Below are 19,394 nucleotides of genomic sequence, written 5' to 3' on the forward strand. Positions count from 1 at the left end.
GCCCCCGTAGGTAACGGGGCGGTCCGGATCAGAACGAACGTGGCAGTTCCAACAGGTGTTCGGCCACGTAGGACAGGATCAGGTTGGTCGAGATAGGGGCAACCTGGTACAGGCGGGTTTCGCGGAATTTGCGCTCGACGTCGTATTCATTGGCAAAGCCGAAGCCACCGTGGGTCTGCAGGCAGGCGTTGGCCGCCTCCCAGCTGGCCTTGGCGGCCAGATACTTGGCCATGTTGGCGGCCGCCCCGGCGTTGCGCCCGCTGTCGTATTCGGCGCAGGCGCGCCAGCGCATCAGGTCGGCGGCTTCAATCTCGATGTGGGCTTCAGCGATGGGGAACTGCACGCCCTGATTCTTGCCGATCGGCCGGCCGAACACCTCGCGGTCACGGGCGTACTGGCTGGCTTTCTCGACGAACCAGCGGCCATCGCCGATGCATTCGGCGGCAATCAGGGTGCGCTCGGCGTTGAGGCCGTCGAGGATGTAGCGGAAGCCTTTGCCTTCTTCACCGATCAGGCTACTGGCCGGGATTTCCAGGTTGTCGAAGAACAGCTCGTTGGTCTCGTGGTTCACCAGGTTGGCAATTGGCTGCACGGTCAGACCATTGCCGATGGCCTCACGCAGGTCGACCAGAAAGATCGACATGCCATCGACCTTTTTTGTCACCTCGGCGAGCGGGGTGGTGCGTGCCAGCAGAATCATCAGGTCGGAGTGCTGCACACGCGAGATCCACACCTTCTGACCATTGACCACGTACTTGTCGCCCTGGCGAACGGCGGTGGTCTTGATCTTGGTGGTGTCGGTGCCGGTTGACGGCTCGGTCACGGCCATCGATTGCAGGCGCAGTTCGCCGCTGGCCAGCTTGGGCAGGTAATAGCGCTTCTGCTCGTCGCTGCCGTTACGCAGCAAGGTGAACATGTTGTACATCTGGCCGTGGATGGTGCCGGAGTTGCCGCCGCAGGCATTGACCTCCTCGAGAATCACCGAGGCCTCGGCCAGGCCCAGGCCGGAACCGCCGAACTCCTCGGGAATCATCGCCGACAGCCAACCTTCTTCGGTCATGGCCTTGACGAAGGCTTCAGGGAAGCCCTTTTCCTCATCGATCTTGCGCCAGTACTCGGCGGGGAAGTCGCCACACAGGGCACGCACACCCTCACGAATGGCGTTGAGTTCTTCGTTGTTGTTGTCGTTCATCATCATTCTCCAAATCGGGCCGGGCCGGCAGCGTCATCGTGGTTCGGCCGCCGGCCGGCCCTTTAACACGGTCAGATGGGCTGGAAGCCCAGAGCAGCGCGGAAGCGGTTCTTGATGTAATGACCATCGCGCGGCGGCAGTACCCGAGGGGGGTTCTCGGCTTTGATTTTTACCGTCGCCAGCTTGACGCCATCACGGGTGGCGAATTGCTCGCGCAAAGCATGCACACCGTCCATTTCACGGATTTCCTGAGTCCAGGAAAAACCGCAGGTATCGGCGATCCGGTCCAGCTGAATGCCGAACCCGGCGTGGCTGACCTGCATGCCGGTCTCACCGAAGTGGCCGTTATCCAGCACCACGATGGTCAGGTTCTTGGGCTGCTGCAGAGCAACCGTGGCCAAGGCGCCAAAGCCCATCAGCAGTTCGCCGTCACCGGTGACCACCACCACGCTTTTGTCCGGCTGAGCATTGGCCAGGCCCAGACCCACGGTGATGGCGCTGCCCATGGCGGCCCAGAGGTAGTAGTTGTTGTCGTGATCGCCTGCGGCCATCACATCATAGGAGGCCGAGCCCAGACCGGTGACCACAAGCACATCGTTGCGATCGGCGAGCAGGGTACGGACGACTTCACGGCGGCAGAGCACGTGGTTGGCGCTTACTTGACCCATTTCTTTTCTCCGATCAGACGCTGGCCAAGCAGCAGGGCAGTGGCGGCATCGCCATTGAAGGCCATGGTGGCGGCACCATGGAGAAGGGGCGCCACATCCTCAGGCTTGTCAGCGCGCCAACTCATTACCTTCATCAGGTTCAACGAGGCTTCGGTGGCCTGGCCCATGGGGTTCTGCCAGGCATTGAACTCGGCCCAGTCGCCGCGCATGGTCACCACCATCAGCAGCGGGAAGCCGGCGCAGTTCTGAAGGGCGAGGGTGTTGATGCAGTTGCCGACGCCGCTCGATTGCATGAGCAGGGCGCCCCGTTCACCGCCCAGCCATGCGCCGGCCAGGTAGCCGATGCCTTCTTCTTCGGTGGTGAGTACCACGGCCTTGATATCGGGGTCGGCGTAGGACATGCGGATGGCTGCCGAGTGGCCGGCATCCGGGACGAACACGACGTGCTTGACGTCGTGGGCCTTGAGGACACGGAACACGTCCTCTTGCCAGTTCTGTTCAGCTTCTTGCGATGACATGGGTATCTCCCGGCAGTGCTGCTTTTGTTTTCCACATGATGGGGGGAGTTGCTGTGCACGACGACTACCGTTTTTTTCTTTGAGATATGCCGGGTCGGCATAGGTTGGCCCATGTGATGGCGGGTTAGCGTTCGGCGCGACCAGCTGCCGCATAAAGTCAGGCATGGCTCACGCAGGAGAGGTTGCCTCTATAGAAAGCGGGCATAGCTGATAGACACATGCGGTGCTTATGGGCCGCAGGCGAAGACGTTAGGTTGTCCACTCGGTTGCGGCCGCGCCGCTGTCGAATCAAAACAACAATAAGATCGAGGGTTGTCCATGATGCTTCGTTACCTGCGCACACTCGCCGGGTGGCTCACTGCTGAGCCGCCAGTGGCCGATACGCCATCCTCGCCCTGCCGGTTCCGGCACCTTGCACTGTCCTACTTCGTTCCGTAATGCACTGCTCAGGCGGTGACGGATCCTATTGCTTGAATACAGGTGCTCAATGAGACTCAAACTACCGTTAGCGGGCTGGATACTGCTGGCCATGTTTCTAGGCGTGGTAATCGGCTACGTCATTTTTCTCACCAGCCCGGACAAAGCCGCAGCCGCCCATACCGCCGGGTACATCTCGGTGATCTCGGACGTTTTCCTGAGACTAATCAAGATGCTGATCGGGCCTCTGGTGTTTTCCACCCTGGTAGTGGGCATCGCCCACATGGGCGATGCCGGTGCGGTAGGCCGGGTGTTCGGCAAGGCCATAATGTGGTTCTTGACGGCCTCATTGCTGTCGCTAGCGGTCGGTCTGATGATGGCCAATATCCTGCAGCCCGGGCTGCATCTGGCGCTGCCCTTGCCGGACGTCAGTGAAACCACTTCGCTGCAGACCTCGGCCTTTACCCTCAAGGCCTTTGTCACCCACCTGGTACCCAGGTCGTTCGCCGAAGCCTTGGCCAACAACGAGATCCTGCAGATCGTGGTGTTCTCATTGTTCTTTGGGGTCGCTCTGGCGGCGCTGGGGGAAAAAGCCAAGGGCCTGGTACGCTTGGCCGATGAGCTGGCCCAGGCCATGCTTCTCATCACCGGCTATGTCATGAAGCTCGCGCCCTTGGCTGTCATGGCGGCGATGGCTGCCACGGTGGCAGTCAATGGTTTGTCGATCCTGGCCACGTTCGCCGTGTTCATGCGCGACTTCTATCTGGGCTTGGTCTTGCTGTGGGTGTTGCTGGTGCTGGCCGGGGCGATGTTCCTGGGCCGGCGGGTGTTCGCCTTGCTGGCACTCATCAAGGAAGCGTTTCTGCTGGCGTTCGCCACAGCCAGTTCCGAATCGGCCTATCCGAAACTCCTCGGGGCGCTGGACCGCTTTGGGGTCAGCCGCAAGATTTCCAGTTTCGTGATGCCCATGGGTTACTCCTTCAACCTCGACGGCTCGATGATGTACTGCACCTTTGCCGTGCTGTTCATTGCCCAGGCGTATGGTATCGAGATGACACTCGGCACGCAGATCCTCATGCTGCTGACCTTGATGCTGACCTCCAAGGGGCTAGCAGGGGTGCCGCGGGCATCATTGGTGGTGATTGCCGCGACGCTTGTTCAATTCGATATTCCCGAAGCGGGGCTGCTGCTGATTCTGGGCATCGACACCTTCCTCGACATGGGACGCTCGGCGACCAACGCCGTGGGTAACTCGATCGCCACTGCGGTGGTGGCCAAGTGGGAAGGGGAGTTGCAGGATCCGGACGTAGAGTCGCCCCCCCCGCGCGCCACTGCCTCGGGCGCAGAACGGCCAATGGTTTGAGGTCAACGCTTGCCCCACGTTTGAAGTATCCATCTAGGCTGGCCTCACCCCGGGGCTAGCCCGCTCCGTATCAAATGGATTCTAACTGCTATGCTCAAATGCTATAGCTGGTGCCCCAGGCCGTCTTTAGACTGTCAAATACGCCGCTCCAGCGGCACTCCCTTCCCTGCAAGTGGTTGATCGATGGACGTAACGCAACTCAAAACCCTGATCCATGTGGCGGAGCTTGGCAGTTTGAGCAAGGCGTCGGATCGCCTGCACGTGGCGCAACCGGCTTTGAGTCGGCAGATCCGGCAGTTGGAAAAGGAACTGGGCGTCTACCTGTTCGAGCGCCACGGCCGTGGCATGGAAATCACCGCAGCGGGGCTGGAGGTGCTTGAGCGGGCCACCCGAATCATGAATGAGCTGGAGTCCATTCGTACCTCGGTAGCCGGCGGGCGTGCGGCCTTTCGCGGCATGGTCGCCATCGGTACCACGCCGACGATCGCCGAGATCGTCACGGTTCCGCTGGTCAAGCGCATCAGCGATACCCACCCGGATCTCTCCATCCGCTTTTCATCGGCTTTCAGCGGCTATCTGCTGGACTGGTTGCAGCGGGGCGAACTGGAACTGGCCATCTCCTACGATCCGCAGCCCCTGCATACACTGCGCATCGAACCGGTGATGATGGAAAACCTGGTACTGGTTGGCCACCCCGATTCTGGGCTGAATCTCGATACGGCGGTCCCTTTCGCACAGTTGGCCAGGGAACCGATGGTCTTACCCAGCCCCCGTCACGGGCTACGCAAGATCATGGACCAATGTGCCCTGGAGCGCGGCTTCAAGATCACCACTAGCGTCGAGGCGGATTCATTCGGCGCGATGATCGACCTTGTGCGCAATGGCTTTGGTTACACCGCGTTGCCCTTGGCCTCGATCTACTCGCGCTTGAACGACGGCACGCTATGCGCGGCACCGCTGGTAGACCCTACGCCCATGCGAAAACTGGTGCTGGTGCTGCCGGCCGATCGCCAGGTGAGCCCGGCTACCCGCTATGTCGGCCAGACTTTCGTCGACATTGCCTCGGAGCTGGTGGCCGAAGGTATCTGGGCTGGGCATATGCTCTGACGCAGCGAGCTATTCAATTGAGGCATAACTGCTAGAGGGGACCGGGTCTGGCCGCTATCCAGGTGAGGGCGTAGCTTTGCTCGGGAATAAAAGTCAGTGCGCTTTCGCTGACTTGTAAAATAATAGATCCCAGAAGGTACCCCCCATGATGCGCGTTTCATCGCCTTGCGTTTTGCCGCCCGCTTTTTCCCACCACGACTCCAAGCCGATCAATCGAACGTAAACCGACGCTGTCGTTCCTGCCTTACGTTTGCCTTAGATCTGGAGTTACCCAATGCACGCCAACAATAACAATCCCGCTGCGCCTGATATCCACAATCTGACCAACCGCCAACGAATCCGCGCCATTCTCGGTGCCTGCTCCGGCAACCTGGTGGAGTGGTACGACTTCTTCATCTACGCCTACACCTCGATCTACTTCGCAGCCCTGTTCTTCCCCCAAGGCGACCAGACCACGCAGTTGCTGGCGACCGCCGGAATCTTCGCCGTGGGCTTCTTCATGCGCCCGTTGGGCGGGTGGATCTTCGGCTATCTGGCCGACACCCGTGGTCGCAAGTTCTCCATGATCATCTCTGTGTTCCTGATGTGTGGCGGCTCGCTGATGATCGCTGTATTGCCCACTTACGAGTCCATCGGCATGGCAGCTCCGGTGCTGCTGCTGGTAGCCCGCTTGATGCAGGGGCTCTCGGTAGGTGCTGAATACGGCACCGGGGCCACCTACATCAGCGAAATTTCCCGCAAGGGCAAGCGCTGCTTCTTTGGCTCGTTCCAGTACTTCACCATCATCGCCGGCCAGTTGCTCGCGCTGCTGACGGTGGTGGTGCTGCAAAATGTGCTGCCAATCGAGGAGCTCAAGGCCTGGGGCTGGCGGATTCCGTTCTTCATCGGTGCGATCAGCGCACTGGTAGTGGTGTACCTGCGCCGCTCGATGCTTGAGACCGCCCATGCCCAGGGCGCCAAACACAAGGAAGCCGGCTCGATCAAGGCACTGATGAAACACAAGAAAGCCGTGCTGCTGACCATTGCCATCACGGCCGGTTGCTCGCTGCACTTCTACACCTTCTCCACCTACATGCAGAAGTATCTGGTGGTGTCGGCTGGCTTCGACCCCTCGACGGTCAGCTTCATCATGACAGCTGCCTTGGTGGTGTTCATGTGCCTGCAGCCGGTGTTCGGGATGATGGCTGACCGGATCGGCTCACGTAACAGCATGATTGCTTTCGGCCTCCTATCAAGCATGTTGATCGTGCCGTTGCTTACTGGTCTGAAGAGCGTCACCAACCCGTATGAGGCCTTTGCATTGGTCATGCTTGGGCTGCTGATTGCTGCGTTCTATACGCCGGTGACCGGCGTACTTAAAGCTGACCTGTATCCCGCCACCGTGCGCGCGCTTGGGGTAGGCTTACCGTATGCGCTGGGCAATGCGCTGTGCGGCGGTACGGCCGAGTACGTGGCACTCTCATTGCGCGGGGCTGGGGTGGAGTCATACTTCTATTACTACGTGGCGGCCATGAGCGCTATTACCCTGCTGGCTGCCGTGCTCATGCCCGACCTGCGCAAGCATGGCTACCTGGACGGCACCGGCGCGGTGGAAGAGAACACCGGCCTGCGCAGCGGCCCTGCTTACTCCGACGCCCGGGGCTGACCCCGGCTGGGCAGCCGCTGGCGGTTGCCCAGAGTCCCCCACGATCGTGCCGCCCGGCCTTTCGGGACCTTGATGTCCCGCTATACCTGTGCCGCGATGTTGCCCTCTATGTCGACAAGATTCAGCGCTAGACGATGGCATTGCCAACTGCGGCAAGGATAGGCAGCCAGTTGCTCTAGGAGTAGGGCATCCAACATTAAAGGAGGGTGAGCACGAACTCGCCACACGGCCGCTTATCGCGCTGCAGGATGAACCCTCAGGCGGATGGTGGGTGAGGGTGTGGGACACGCTCCTGTTCCACAATAGGTTCGGCCACATCAGCTGAGAACCTTGGCTGCCTGCTCAAGAACCTTGGCGAATTGAAAGGCTATTGCGCTCTGTGAAGCGTTGAGTCTTAAGGTGCCGTTATCAGTCTTTTGTGGCTTCGACTTGCCCAAAATTCGATCAATTACCTTTGACGAGGCCGGCGTAGAGCTTGGAAATGGAGACCATGGCGCGTACGTCTTGCAGCGCGAAACCATCTTTTACCAACAAGAAAATGTTTAGCTGGCTCAAATGCTCGGTTTTGATCTGAGTCAGGCAATCCGTTGGACTCCGAAACTCGGGAGGTGAAATGGGCATCTGGGCACGAGGAGAAACCATAGGTCACTGATCACGTTCATCGTTATTGGACGATGCAGTCAAGCTGTGCGGCTGTCGGCGACCAAGGCAATTGAATATTGATTAGACGGGCTCAGTCAGGGGCTTGTAAGGCGCTTGCCAGCTCTGGCCTAAAAAAAGAAGCCCGCCATGGTAGGCGGGCTATCGAATGTCTCCAAGGGGAGGCTCATCGCCAACAAGTCTCGGAGCAAGCATGCTCACGATACACAATAAACAGCCCAGTGTCGCTGGCAGCTCAGCATGGCGGCACACGTAGGACCCATACGCAAGACCCAACCAACACGCTGGCACGAACTAAAAATCCCCAAATATCCGGCGCGTCTGATTTTGCACCATCAGTTTTTAGCTTTTCGCATGTTTAGTTCTGAGCGCTACCACAGGTGATCGACTCAGGAGGTCACCTCCCATAATACTCAATTTAACATAATATACATTATGCGTATGTTCGTATTGAGCATCACGCCCAGAGGGAGGCCAGATTTCAGCCTCCATCAAAGCCCCGTGGCCAACCCAGATCACTGGAACGTCAATTCCTTCGGCACCTCATACCGACTGCCGTCATAATCCAGATTGAACGTCTTCGTCGTCGAACTGCTCTCGATCTCCTCACAGTCATCAACACCTTTCACAACGCTCTGACTTCCGGTCGTGATCTCGGTAACCCGCAACCTGCTGAAACCATCCTTGCCAGGTTTGCCAATCGCCAGAGTCCGCTTTGTCTCGCCGAACTCACCAGCGCAGGAACCATCCCATTCACCGTTGCCCTTGCTTACAACCAGGCCTCCCATGATCTGGCGCAATTGCGAGCCGTCGTTCACGTAAAGACTCAGGGTCTCGCTACTGAACGGATTGACCCGTGACGAGCCGGTATGGCTGATACGCACGCCAAATGCCCGCTGCCCAGGCGCAACCTGATACCGCGCCGTGTCCAACGTCAGGCCTGAAAACTGCACAGCGTCGGAGACGATCGCAGCCTCTTGGTAACTGCGAGCAATGATCTTGCCGCTGGCGGCTTCGGCCACCAGTACATCCAGACCGTAATCGCCTTGCCCGTACTCATCGACATTCATCATCACGGGCAAGGCTGCCAGTACCTGGTTGGCGTCTGCGGGATTGACCTTGCAGACCGCAAACTCGCTGGCGAGCTTCAAGGTTGGATGCAGGTTCTGGGCCCAGGTTTGCAGGTGCTGCGTGCAGTCGCCCCAGGCGATCATGGGAGCAAACAACAACGGTATTACGGTGAGTCCACGCATGGATATATCTCATTCCTTTGATGGTTTTTTCAGGGTATGTGAACTGGGGGCAAACTTCACATGATCGGCAGGCTCCTGCAACACGTCTGTGTGCCCTGCCCGACTATTGATAACCAATAATTATAACTCAACTAAATGAATATTTAGTTGAGTTATATATGAGTTCTTGGAACAGCGTCACCCTCCTCCATGGCCCTTTCCCAACCAGCGAAATACCTCCAGCCATCTATGCTCACCAGACCCACCCCACGGAGCCTGTTCGAAATGGACATTCGCCAGAAAACCATCGGGTTCGGTCTGGTCAGCATCCTCGCCGCGCTGTTGCTCGGCGGCAGCGGCCTGCTCGCCGAGCATGACCAGAACCAGGCACTCAAGCGCAGCGAGGACAGCATGGCCGCCCTGCGCAACCACATGGAAGGCGACATGATGCACGACGCGCTGCGCGCCGACGTGCTCGCCGCCCTGCTGGTCAAGCCGGGCGATGTTGATACCGCCAACCAGGTGCTGGCCGACCTCGACGAGCACGCCAAGTGGTTCCGCAGTGTTGTGCAGAGTAATCTCGAGCTGTCCCTGGACGCCGATCTGCACCAGGCCATCAGCGACCTCGGCCCCCTGCTGGACCACTACATCGCCAGCGCCACCTCGATCATCCAGCTGGCGTTGAAATCGCCCGAACAGGCGCAGGCGCAGTTGCCGGCCTTCGTCGCGGCGTTCAAGGAGCTGGAGCAGCGCAACAGCACCCTCAGCGACCTGATCGCCGGCAACGCCGACAAGAGCCGCGAGCAGAGCACCGCCACCCTGCACCAGGGCGTCGCCGTGCTGGTCGGCGGGATGGTCCTGGCCACACTGGTCCTGGCGCTGTGCACCGTCCTGCTGCTGCGCTCGATCCTGCGCCCCTTGAGCCAGACCATGGCGGTGGCCGAACGCATCGCCCAGGGCGACCTGACCACCGAGATCCAGGTCCATGACCGCGACGAGACCGGCCGTCTGCTGCGCTCGCTGGCCGACATGCGCGACAGCCTGGGCAACATGATCAAGGCGATCCACCAGGAGAACCTGCTGCTGCGCGAGGTGGCCGACGAACTGGGGCTGGCCTCAAGCAGCCTGGTGGAGCGCACCAGCCAGCAGTCCGACAGCGCCGTGAGCATGGCTTCGGCCACCGAGCAGATGATCGCCAACCTAGCGCAGATTGCCGAACATGCCCGGGATGCGCAGTCCATTTCCGGGCAGTCCGAACGCCTGGCCAGCGACGGCGGCGAGGTCATCCTCAGCGTGGTCGGCGGCATGCAGGGGATCGACGAGGCGGTCAACCGCTCCTCCGAGACCATCACCGTGCTGGGCCAGAGTTCCGAGGAGATCTACTCGATCATCCAGGTGATCAACACCATCGCCGAGCAGACCAACCTGCTGGCCCTAAACGCGGCCATCGAGGCGGCCCGCGCCGGCGACGCCGGTCGCGGCTTCGCCGTGGTGGCCGACGAGGTGCGTGGCCTGGCCGGGCGCACGGCGCAGTCGACCCGGGAAATCGCCGACATGATCGAGCGCATCCGCCACAGCACCGGCAATGCCGTGGACAGCATGCAGACTGGCGTCACCCGGGTGCGCGCCGGCGTGGAACTGGCCACCCAGGCGGGCGCGTCGATCCAGCAGATTCGTGAAGGGGCGCGCCGCGCCGCCTCGGTGGTCGAGGAGATCTCGCTGACCATCGGCGAGCAGACCAAGGCCAGCCAGGAGGTGGCGCAGCAGGTCGAGCTGATTGCCCGCATGTCCAGGGACAGTACCGACACCACGCGGCAGCTGGCCTCGGCGGCGCAGCGGTTGGGGGAGATTGCCCAGGGCATGCAGGCGAGTGTGTCGCGGTTTCGGGTGTGAGGGGGCTGCGGGGTGTTCGACGAGAGAGTTGCAGCGCTCTTGAGATCGAGCGCCGCCCGCGCGGCGCATCGCGGGACAAGCCCGCTCCCACATCTGTTGCAACGTGCCAAACCTGTCAGGCCATGGTTGCCAGCCTTGGCGCATGTCTTGAGTCATGTGGAGCGGCGGCAGCGACCACGCTAAAACCGCGTCGTACAAACAAGGTGGACCAGGTAATGGAACAGGATTGACTGGCCCGAAACAGATGTGGGAGCGGGCTTGTCCCGCGATGCGCCGCGCGGGCGGCGCTCGATCTTGTAGGCGCCGCAAGACTATCGCCAAACACTTGGAGCCAACACTTCGCTCTCTGCCTGACACCGGCTGTGCCGGTGATGCTTGGCAACTTCATACCCTGCACGAGCAGTTATGCGTCGCCGTGCGGAGCTGGTAATGGTGCATCCGGGCCGAGGCTATCGACCCAGGCCTCAACGGCCTGATGGTCAATCACACAGTCAGTGTCAACATCCGCCAACGCTTCCAATGTCAACCGCATGTGTTCCTCTTCATGGGTCAAGATAGAGCAGGCTTTGACAATAGTCGCCATGATCGGATCTCCTCAGTAGTCGTGCTGAAACTGACGGTTCGCTCATGAGTACCTTCACCGGTGCTCTGTTTTGCTAGACCGTTGAGCAGTTTGATGCAAAAACAGCGAATGGTCATCCTGCATCCAGGGCTTGGATAACTTGGCACCGGCTACGCGGTGATCGCGGGGCGACTCGCATCGGCGCACCGCCCCTCCCACGTAGCCAGCGCTGGTCTGGCTAGAAATCCACCGAGGTAGAGAACAACAACGACCGCGGCGTCCCCAGCCCACCGGACAAACCACTGCCATCACCGCCATTCCACGAACCAATCCAGTAGGCCTTGTTGGCCACGTTCTGCACGGTAGCGCGCAAGGTCACCGGCTTGTCCGAGATCTTCAGGCTGTAGCGGGCGCCCAGGTCGAAGATCGTGTAGGACGGCAGCGACAGGTTGTTGGCATCGGTGGCGTAGCGCCGGCCGGCATAGTTGGCGTTGCCGGTCAGGGTCAGGCCGGGAAGCGCGCGCAAGTCGTACTCGACGCCGAGCTTGGCCAGCACCTTGGGCACGCCGGTGGCCTGGTTGCCTTCGTTCTCCTTGCGTATCGATTTCGTCAGCTCGGCCTTGGTGTAGGACGCACCGCCCAGCAGGCGCAGGCCCGGCTCGAGCTCGCCGAAGAACGACCATTCCAGGCCACGGTTGCGCTGCTCGCCGTACACGCCGTAGATCTGCGTGGCCGGGTCGGTATAGGCGCTTGGCTTCTTCACCTGGTAGACACTGACCGTGTGGGCGAAGGTGCCCAGGTCGAGCTTGGCGCCCAGTTCGTACTGCTTGGTCTGGTACGGCGCCATGATCGCGCCCGCGTTTCGCGCGTTGTCCGGCGCGATGCCGCCCTGGCTCAGGCCTTCGATGTAGTTGCCGTACAGCGACAGCTCGTCGGTGACCTTGACCAGCAGGGCCGTGGCCGGCGATACACGGCTTTCATCGTAGGCCTTGGAGGTGCGCTGGTGGTTGCCGTCGTAGTTCGACGCTCGCACGTTCTGGTGACGTGCGCCCACGGTCCACTGCACCTTGTCATCGAGGAACGACATCGTGTCGAGCAAGGCTTCGCTGCTCAGCCGGGCGCGCATGCGCGAGGTGACATTGCCGTACACGCCGATCTCCGGGCGCGGGCCGTAGTCCAGGTTGTAGTAGTTGGTGAGGATGCGCGTCGGCAGGCGCTTGTCCTTGAAGCTGTTCTCGGAGTCGTAGCGGGTGGCCGCCAGCGACCAGGCGTGGTCCACGGGGCCGGTGGCGAAACGCCCGCGCAGGCCGACTTCGCCGGACTTCTGCTCGCCGTCGCGGGCCGAGCGGATCGGCGTGGCGGCGATGTCGCCGGCATCATTGAGCAGCATGCCGCTGGTCATCAGCGCGTTGTAGCCCCCTTCCCTATGGCCCCAGCCGGCAAAGGCGGTGAGCGAGTCGTTGAGGTCGTACTCGCCGCGCAGCACCACGGTGTCGGTGTCGTTGACGGTGTAGCCCCACTCCGGAGCCAGCGAGTGATCGCCCTTCTTGGCCTTGGGCAGGTGGGTCACCCCGGGGCTGATCGAAGAGATACCGAAATAGTTGACCCCGTCCATGCGCTCGCGCTGGTGGTAGTAGTCCAGCGACGCCCTCGCCCGCTCGCCGCGCCAGTCCAGGGCCAGCGACGACAACTGCATGCGGTGCTGCTGGTCGTCCACCGGGGTGTCGCCGTCGCGGTAGACGCCGTTGAAGCGCACGCCGAACTGCTTCTGGTCGCCGAAGCGGCGGCCGATATCGGCATGCATGCCGGCCAGACCGTCGGACTCGTAGGAGGCGGTCAGCCGGGCCAGGGGCTCGTCGCCGGCTCGCTTGGGCACGATATTGATGCTGCCGCCGACGCTGCCGTCGGGCGGCATGCCGTTGAGCAGCGCCGACGGACCCTTGAGCACTTCGATACGCTCGGCCAGCTCGGTGGAGCCGCGCATGTTCGGCGCCATGCTCGGCAGGCCATTGAAGGTGATGTCGTTGCCGGTGCTGTAGAGACCTCGGATGAAGAAGGTCTCGAAGATGCCACGCTTGCTCGGCACATAGACCGACGGATCGGTGGCGCCGATCAGCGAGCCGATGTCCTGGGCCTGGCGGTTCTCGATGTATTCCTTGGTGTAGCTGATGGCGTTGAATGGTGTTTCGCTGAAGTCCTTGTTGCCCATCAGGCCGAGCCGGCTGCCGGAGCCGACCTGGCCACCGGCATATTCCGGCGGTGGCGAGCCCAGCGAATCACGGGTGTCCTGCACCAGGGTTTCCGGCAAGGTCAGGCCCTCTTCCTTCACATCGGGGGTCTGTTGCTGCGCCGAGGAAGTGGGGCGTGGCGGTTGCGCGAACGTGTTGCCGGCAAGGGTGGCCATGCCCAGCAGCAGGGCCATGTGCAAGGCCCTGCGGGGCAGGTTTGGGGCCTTGGGGTATTGCAGTGGCGACATGAGGGATTCCTTTCGGGACGAAATGGTAATGTTTCTCATTAGTCATTCCGTACGAGTCGACGAATCCCTCAACAGAAATTACAGTCATTTGGCCACTATCGTTTCAGCAACACATTCCGTGTAGGAGCGGCCTTGTGTCGCGAAAGGGCTGCGTAGCAGCCCCGGCAATCTTGAGCCGGACTCAAGATCCCGGGGCCGCGCTGCGGCCCTTTCGCGACACAAGGCCGCTCCTACAGAGAATGCGAAAGGCCTGAATTGGCGTATGGCCTGCAGGCTTAGCCCTGATACCCCTTCACCACCTCGTCCGCTACCCGCTCCAGGCAGGTCACGCTGGCCGTGCACAGGTACCAGGTCTGCGGGTCGACGAACACCACATGGCCGCTTTTCCACGCCTTGGTCTGGCGCAGCAGCGGGTTGTCCAGGGTCTCGCGGTCCAGCGCGGCCCGGCGCTCCATTACTGCGGTGCGGTCGATCACGTAGAGGATGTCCGGGTCGGCCTGGTGAATGAACTCGTTGGAAATCGGCTGCCCGTGCAGGCCTGCCTGCATGTCGTCACTGGCCGGTTTGACCCCGAGGGTGTCGAAGATGAAGCCATAGCGTGAGCGCACGCCGTAGGCGGTGAACGCGCCGTTGTTGTGCAGCACTATCAGCGCCTTCTCCGGACGCCCGTCGGTCACCTGGCGTACCTGGGCCACCTTGGTGTCGATGCGCGCGGCGGTTTCCCGGGCCCGCTCTTCCTTGCCGAGGATCCGCCCGACGGTCAGCAAGTGCTGCTTGGCGGTCTCGATGACGTTGCCCTGGCGGTTGTCCATGTCAATGTCGTAGTGCACCGTCGGGGCGATCTGGCTCAGTTCCTGGTAGCTCTGTGCCTGCAACGGCGAAATCAGGATCAGGTCGGGCTTGAGCGCATGCAGGCGCTCGAGGTTGGGCTGGATGGTGGTGCCGACATCGGCCACCTGCGGGTCGTCGCGGTACTTGACCAGGAAGCCCGCCACATAGTCCTTGGCGATGCCGACCACCGGCGCGCCGAGTTGGTCGAGGGTGTCCAGCTCGCTCATGTCGAAGGCCACCACGCGCTGCGGCTGGTGTTCGACCAGCGTGGTGCCCAGGGCGTGCTCGACCTTCACCGGGGCGTAGTCGGCGCTGGCGGCGCGCGCCTGTGCCGGCGGGGCCTGGTCGCAGCCGACCAACGCGGCCGCCACGGCGGCGGCCAGCAGTATCTTGCAGATTCCGTTCATACCAGCTCTCTCGATAGTGATGGGTTGAAGTAGTTGCAGACGAAACCGTGCGCGCTGGGCAGGATCTCGAAGGCCAGGCCGAACAGCGCGCGCAGGTTGGCCTGGGTGACCACCTCGGCGACCGTCCCGTGGCTGTGCACGGCGCCGCCCTTCAGGGCGACGATGTGGTCGGAATAGTTGGCGGCGAAGTTGATGTCGTGCACCACCAGGATCACCGTGCGCCCCTGCTCGTCACAGAGCCTGCGGACCGCCTGCATGATCTGCACCGCGTGCTTCATGTCGAGGTTGTTCAGCGGCTCGTCGAGCAGCAGCAGGTCGGTGCGCTGGGCGATGGTCATGGCCAGGAAGGCCATCTGCCGCTGGCCGCCGCTGAGCTCGTCGAGGTAAGCCCCGCGCAGGGGTTGCAGCCCCAGGAAATCCAGCGACTCGTCGATCACCTGCTGGTCGTCGGCGGTAAGCAGGCCGCGGCTGTACGGGAAGCGGCCGAAGGCGACCAACTCCTCGACGGTCAGGCGCAGGTTGAAGTCCAGCACCTGGCGCAGGGTGGCCACGCGGCGGGCGTAGTCGGCGATGGCGATGCGGCCGATGTCCTGGCCGTCGAGCAGGATTCGCCCGCGATTGGCCGGCAGCAGCCGGGCGATGCACATCAGCAGGGTGCTCTTGCCGGCGCCGTTGGGACCGATCAGCGAGGTGACCTGGCCTGCGGGAAACGCCAGGCTCACGTTGTCGAGCACGGTCTTCTCGCCGTAGGCCTTGTACAGGTGTTCAAGGGTGATCATGGGGTGCCTCGGGTGCGGACCATCAGCGCGAGGAAGTACGCGCCGCACACCAGGTTGACGAGGATGCTCACGCTGGTCCGGTAGTTGAACAGGTGCTCGACCAGCAGTTGGGCGAGCAGGAACATGCCGATGGCCACGGCGCAGGCCAGTGGCAGGGTCACCTGGTGCCGGGCGCTACGCGCCAGGGCGTAGGCGATGTTGGCGACAAACACCCCCATGAACGCGGTCGGCCCCACCAGGCTGGTGGACACCGCCACCAGCACGGCGATCAGCGCCATCTGCAGGCGCAGGCAGCGGCCATGGTCCAGGCCCAGGGCGATGGCCTGGTCGCGCCCCAGCGCCAGCACGTCGAGCACCCGCGTGCCGCGCACCACCAGCAGCGCCACCGCCGCCACCAGCAGGCCCGAGTACAGCACCTGGGCCGGCTGGGCGCGGTTGAAGCTGGTGTAGCCCAGGCTCTGCAGGATGGAGAATTCCCCCGGACTGGTCTTGAGCTGGATGAACTGGGTGAAAGTGCCCAGCACCATGGTCAGCACCAGGCCCAGCAGCAACAGGCGGTAGACATCACCCCGCCCCTCGCGCAGCAGCCAGCGTTGCAGCAGCCACGAGTAACCGAGCATCAGCGCGATCGACAACAGCGCGTTGCCCTGGGCGCCCAGCAGCGCCACGCTGGCGGTGCCCAGCCACAGCACCAGCAAGGCCTGGAACAGCAGGTAGATGCCTTCGTAGCCCATGATCGCCGGGGTCAGCACGCGGTTGCCGGCCAGGGTCTGGAAGATCACCGAGGACAAGGCGATGCACACCCCGGCCACGACGATCGCGCCCAGGCGCACCAGGCGCTTGGGGATCACGTAGCTGAAGTCCATGCCCGAGCCCAGCAGCAGGAACGCCAGCGCCAGGGCCGGCAACAACAACCAGGCGACGCGGCGCATCATTTGCACTTCCACAGGATCAGCAACAGGAACAGCACGCCGCCGACACTGCCGGCGGTCAGGCCAATGGGTACCTCGTAGGGATGGATCAGCAGCCGGCCGAGGATGTCGCAGGCCAGCAGCAGCGCCGCGCCGCACATGGCAACGATGGGCAGGGTGCGCTTGAGGTTCTCGCCGTAGCGCAGCGCCACCAGGTTAGGCACCACCAGGCCGACGAAGGGAATCGCGCCCACGGTGATCACCGTGGCCGACACGGTCACCGCCACCAGCACCAGGCCGAGGATGGCGGTGGCCGCGTAGTTGAGCCCGAGGCTGGTGGCCATGCCCTCGCCCATGCCGAGCACGGTGAAACGCTGGGCGTACAGGTAGGTCAGCACGACGATCGGCAGGATCAGGTAGATGATCTCGTAGTTGCCCTCGATCACCCGCGAGAAGTCGCCCAGCAGCCAGCCCTGCATGCTCTGCAGGATGTTGTGGCGATAGGCGTAGAACTCGGCGATGGCGCTTAGCAGGCTGCCGTACATCAGGCCGATCACCGGCACCAGCACCAGGTTGGTGAAGCGGATGCGGCGGATGATCGCCACATACACCAGGCTCGCCAGCAGGCAGAACACCAGGGCGAACAGCATGCGCCCGCTGGCCCCGGCCCCGGGCAGCACGGTCAGGGCCACCAGGATGCCCAGCTTGGCCGCGTCGAGTCCGCCGCAGGTGGCCGGCTCGACGAAGCGGTTGCGCACGATCTGCTGCAGGATCACCCCGCAGATCGACAGGCCGACACCGGTCAGCACCAGCGCCGCCAGGCGTGGCAAGCGGCTGGCGGTGAGGGTCAGCCAGGCATCGTCGCTGGCCGACCACAAGGCCGACCAGGACATCTGGCTGGCCCCGACCATCAGTGAAACGCCACACAGCAGCAACAACAGCGTTGGCAGCAGCACCCGACTCAAGCGGTCACTCCATCACCCGCCGCCTCGCCGATACGCCAGCCCTTGGCGGCCCGGCGCTGCTCAAGGAAGTGCGCGTACAGCCCACCTTCGGCAGCCAGCTGGGCATGGGCACCCTGCTCGCGGATGCGCCCTTGGTCCAGCACCACGATCTGGTCGGCCATGGCCACCGTCGACAGCTGGTGGGCGATGACGATCAGCGTGCGCTTGCCGCGCAGCCGTGCCAGCGCCTCGGCGATGGCCGCCTGGTTCTCGGCATCCAGCGCCGCGGTGGCCTCGTCGATCAGCAGGATCGGCGCGTCCTTGATCAAGGCACGGGCAATCGAAATGCGCTGGCGCTCCCCGCCGGACAGCCGCGCCCCGCCCTCGCCCACCGGCGTGTGCAAGCCTTCGGGAAGGCGCTCGAGGATCTCCTGCACCCCGGCCAGCCGCGCTGCCTCCAGTACCTCGGCCTCGCTGGCATCGGGTTTGCCGAGGCGGATGTTGTCGGCGATGCTGCCCTGGAACAGGTAGGCGTCCTGGAAGATCTGGCTGATCTGCCCGGCCAGCTGCTCGGCGGACATCTGCCGCACATCCACGCCGCCGATCTTGACCCGGCCCTGGGTGACATCAAAGAACCGGGCGATCAGGCGCACCAGGGTGGTCTTGCCCGACCCCGACGCGCCGACCAGCGCGGTCATGCTGCCGGGCGCGATATCCAGGCTGACCTCGCGCAGCACTTCGGGTTGGTCATCGCCGTAGCGGAAACCGACCTGCTCCAGCTGCACCGACCCGTCGACCGGCGCCTGCGGCGCGGCGGGTTCGGGCAGCGGTTCTACGGCCAGCAGTTCGGCCACCGCCTGCAACTGGCCACGGGTGCCGCGCAGCACCTCGCTGTAGCCGGCCACATCCAGCAGCGGATCGATGAAGCGGGTCGCCAGCACCAGCGCGACCAGGGTGGCGATCACTGCCGCGCTGTCGAAGGCTGCACCGGCCTGCTCGCCGAGCCACAGGGTGGCGACCACCAGCAAGGCGGCGAAGCTGGCCTGCACTGCCCAGACATTGAGCACCGACGACAGCGCCGAGAGCTGGATCAGCTTGCGCGCGGCCTGCTGTTGCTGGGCCACGGCCTGCTCCAGGAAGCGCGTGCCGCCCTGCTCGCCATTGAAGGCACGCAGCACCGACTGCGCCTGGGCGAACTCGACCATGCGCTGGCTGGTCTGCGCGGTGTCGCGCTGGTAGCGCTGGTCGGCACGTTGGCCCAGGCGCATGGTCGCCAGCATCACCAGGGCCAGCAGCGGCAGGCTGACCAGGGCCACCAGGCCCAGGCGCAGGTCGACCAGCAACAGCGCGACGAGGATCACCAGCGGCGTCACCACCCCGGTGAACAGCGGCGTGAACACGTGGGCTGGCAGTTGCGCGATCTCCATCATGCCCTGGGTGGTCACATGGCTAAGGCGCGCGGTATTGGCGGCGCTGAACCAACCCACCGGCAGCGTGCCGACATGCTCGCCCAGGCGCTGGCGGCCGCCGCGCAGCACCGCGATGCCCACGGCGATGCCGGCCTCCTCCACCCGTCGGCGCAGGTACCAGCACACCACCACGCCCACGGCCAGCAGCGCTAGCCATTGGCCGGCGGCTTCCAGCTGGTTGCCCAGCAGGTGACGCAGGATCGGCACCAGGGTGACGATGGTCAGCCCGCACAGCACGCCATACACCAGTGCCAGACGCATGTAGCGGCGCAGGAACACGGCGTCGGCGCCGAGCAGTCGAACGAAAATCCCCAGCATGA

Annotated in this window: 15 protein-coding genes and 1 pseudogene; 5 read left to right on the top strand and 11 right to left on the bottom strand. The window is 63.0% G+C overall.

Annotated features, from left to right (window positions below):
* Positions 1–28 precede the first annotated feature (28 nt).
* From ACZ899_RS06085 to ACZ899_RS06095, 3 genes are all read right to left on the bottom strand, one after another.
* Positions 29–1,192, bottom strand: a complete 1,164-nt coding sequence (locus ACZ899_RS06085; RefSeq protein ID WP_234561671.1) for an acyl-CoA dehydrogenase family protein — start codon at positions 1,190–1,192, stop codon at positions 29–31.
* 71 nt (positions 1,193–1,263) lie between these two features.
* A complete protein-coding gene (locus tag ACZ899_RS06090; protein ID WP_234561670.1) occupies positions 1,264–1,860 on the bottom strand; it encodes a thiamine pyrophosphate-dependent enzyme in 597 nt (198 codons plus the stop codon).
* On the bottom strand, positions 1,848–2,378 hold the full coding sequence (locus ACZ899_RS06095) for a thiamine pyrophosphate-binding protein (RefSeq protein WP_234561669.1): 531 nt from the start codon (positions 2,376–2,378) through the stop codon (positions 1,848–1,850). Before ACZ899_RS06095 ends, ACZ899_RS06090 begins: the two co-directional genes overlap by 13 nt.
* A 487-nt stretch (positions 2,379–2,865) precedes the next feature.
* Between ACZ899_RS06095 and ACZ899_RS06100 the strand changes: the two genes are divergently transcribed.
* From ACZ899_RS06100 to ACZ899_RS06110, 3 genes are all read left to right on the top strand, one after another.
* Positions 2,866–4,158, top strand: coding sequence for a dicarboxylate/amino acid:cation symporter (locus ACZ899_RS06100; RefSeq protein ID WP_234561668.1), 1,293 nt, complete (start codon positions 2,866–2,868; stop codon positions 4,156–4,158).
* Positions 4,159–4,341: 183 nt separating this feature from the next.
* On the top strand, positions 4,342–5,265 hold the full coding sequence (locus ACZ899_RS06105) for a LysR family transcriptional regulator (RefSeq protein ID WP_234561667.1): 924 nt from the start codon (positions 4,342–4,344) through the stop codon (positions 5,263–5,265).
* A gap of 274 nt (positions 5,266–5,539) precedes the next feature.
* Positions 5,540–6,910 carry an MFS family transporter gene (locus ACZ899_RS06110; protein WP_234561666.1) on the top strand — a complete coding sequence of 457 codons (1,371 nt, stop codon included), beginning with the start codon at positions 5,540–5,542 and terminating at the stop codon, positions 6,908–6,910.
* A gap of 1,175 nt (positions 6,911–8,085) precedes the next feature.
* Here the strand turns inward: ACZ899_RS06110 and ACZ899_RS06115 are convergent.
* Complete coding sequence (locus ACZ899_RS06115) at positions 8,086–8,823, bottom strand: PA3715 family protein (protein ID WP_234561665.1); 738 nt, start codon at positions 8,821–8,823, stop codon at positions 8,086–8,088.
* An 831-nt stretch (positions 8,824–9,654) separates the two neighbouring features.
* Here ACZ899_RS06115 and ACZ899_RS06120 point away from each other — a divergent pair.
* Together ACZ899_RS06120 and ACZ899_RS06125 are read left to right on the top strand one after the other, a co-directional pair.
* Positions 9,655–9,834 (top strand): annotated as a pseudogene (locus ACZ899_RS06120) (HAMP domain-containing protein); the annotation flags it as partial.
* A 135-nt stretch (positions 9,835–9,969) separates the two neighbouring features.
* Positions 9,970–10,695, top strand: a complete 726-nt coding sequence (locus tag ACZ899_RS06125) for a methyl-accepting chemotaxis protein (RefSeq protein ID WP_485628011.1) — start codon at positions 9,970–9,972, stop codon at positions 10,693–10,695.
* A gap of 403 nt (positions 10,696–11,098) precedes the next feature.
* Here the strand turns inward: ACZ899_RS06125 and ACZ899_RS06130 are convergent, their stop codons facing one another.
* From ACZ899_RS06130 to ACZ899_RS06160, 7 genes are all read right to left on the bottom strand, one after another.
* A complete protein-coding gene (locus ACZ899_RS06130; RefSeq protein ID WP_442799986.1) occupies positions 11,099–11,278 on the bottom strand; it encodes a hypothetical protein in 180 nt (59 codons plus the stop codon).
* 217 nt (positions 11,279–11,495) lie between these two features.
* Positions 11,496–13,733, bottom strand: a complete 2,238-nt coding sequence (locus ACZ899_RS06135; protein ID WP_234561663.1) for a TonB-dependent receptor — start codon at positions 13,731–13,733, stop codon at positions 11,496–11,498.
* Between the two features lie 275 nt (positions 13,734–14,008).
* Positions 14,009–14,971, bottom strand: a complete 963-nt coding sequence (locus ACZ899_RS06140) for a siderophore ABC transporter substrate-binding protein (protein ID WP_234561662.1) — start codon at positions 14,969–14,971, stop codon at positions 14,009–14,011.
* On the bottom strand, positions 14,968–15,750 hold the full coding sequence (locus ACZ899_RS06145; RefSeq protein ID WP_234561661.1) for an iron ABC transporter ATP-binding protein: 783 nt from the start codon (positions 15,748–15,750) through the stop codon (positions 14,968–14,970). The genes ACZ899_RS06140 and ACZ899_RS06145 overlap by 4 nt, the downstream gene beginning before the upstream one ends.
* The gene (locus tag ACZ899_RS06150) at positions 15,747–16,682 is read right to left on the bottom strand and encodes an iron chelate uptake ABC transporter family permease subunit (RefSeq protein ID WP_234561683.1); all 936 of its coding nucleotides are present in this window, start codon (positions 16,680–16,682) and stop codon (positions 15,747–15,749) included. The genes ACZ899_RS06145 and ACZ899_RS06150 overlap by 4 nt, the downstream gene beginning before the upstream one ends.
* Positions 16,682–17,626 (bottom strand): ABC transporter permease, encoded by a 945-nt coding sequence (locus ACZ899_RS06155; RefSeq protein WP_203646454.1) that lies wholly within the window; start codon positions 17,624–17,626, stop codon positions 16,682–16,684. The genes ACZ899_RS06150 and ACZ899_RS06155 overlap by 1 nt, the downstream gene beginning before the upstream one ends.
* Complete coding sequence (locus ACZ899_RS06160; protein WP_234561660.1) at positions 17,623–19,392, bottom strand: ABC transporter ATP-binding protein; 1,770 nt, start codon at positions 19,390–19,392, stop codon at positions 17,623–17,625. Before ACZ899_RS06160 ends, ACZ899_RS06155 begins: the two co-directional genes overlap by 4 nt.
* Positions 19,393–19,394: the final 2 nt, after the last annotated feature.

The organism is Pseudomonas sp. TE31087, from assembly GCF_057284075.1.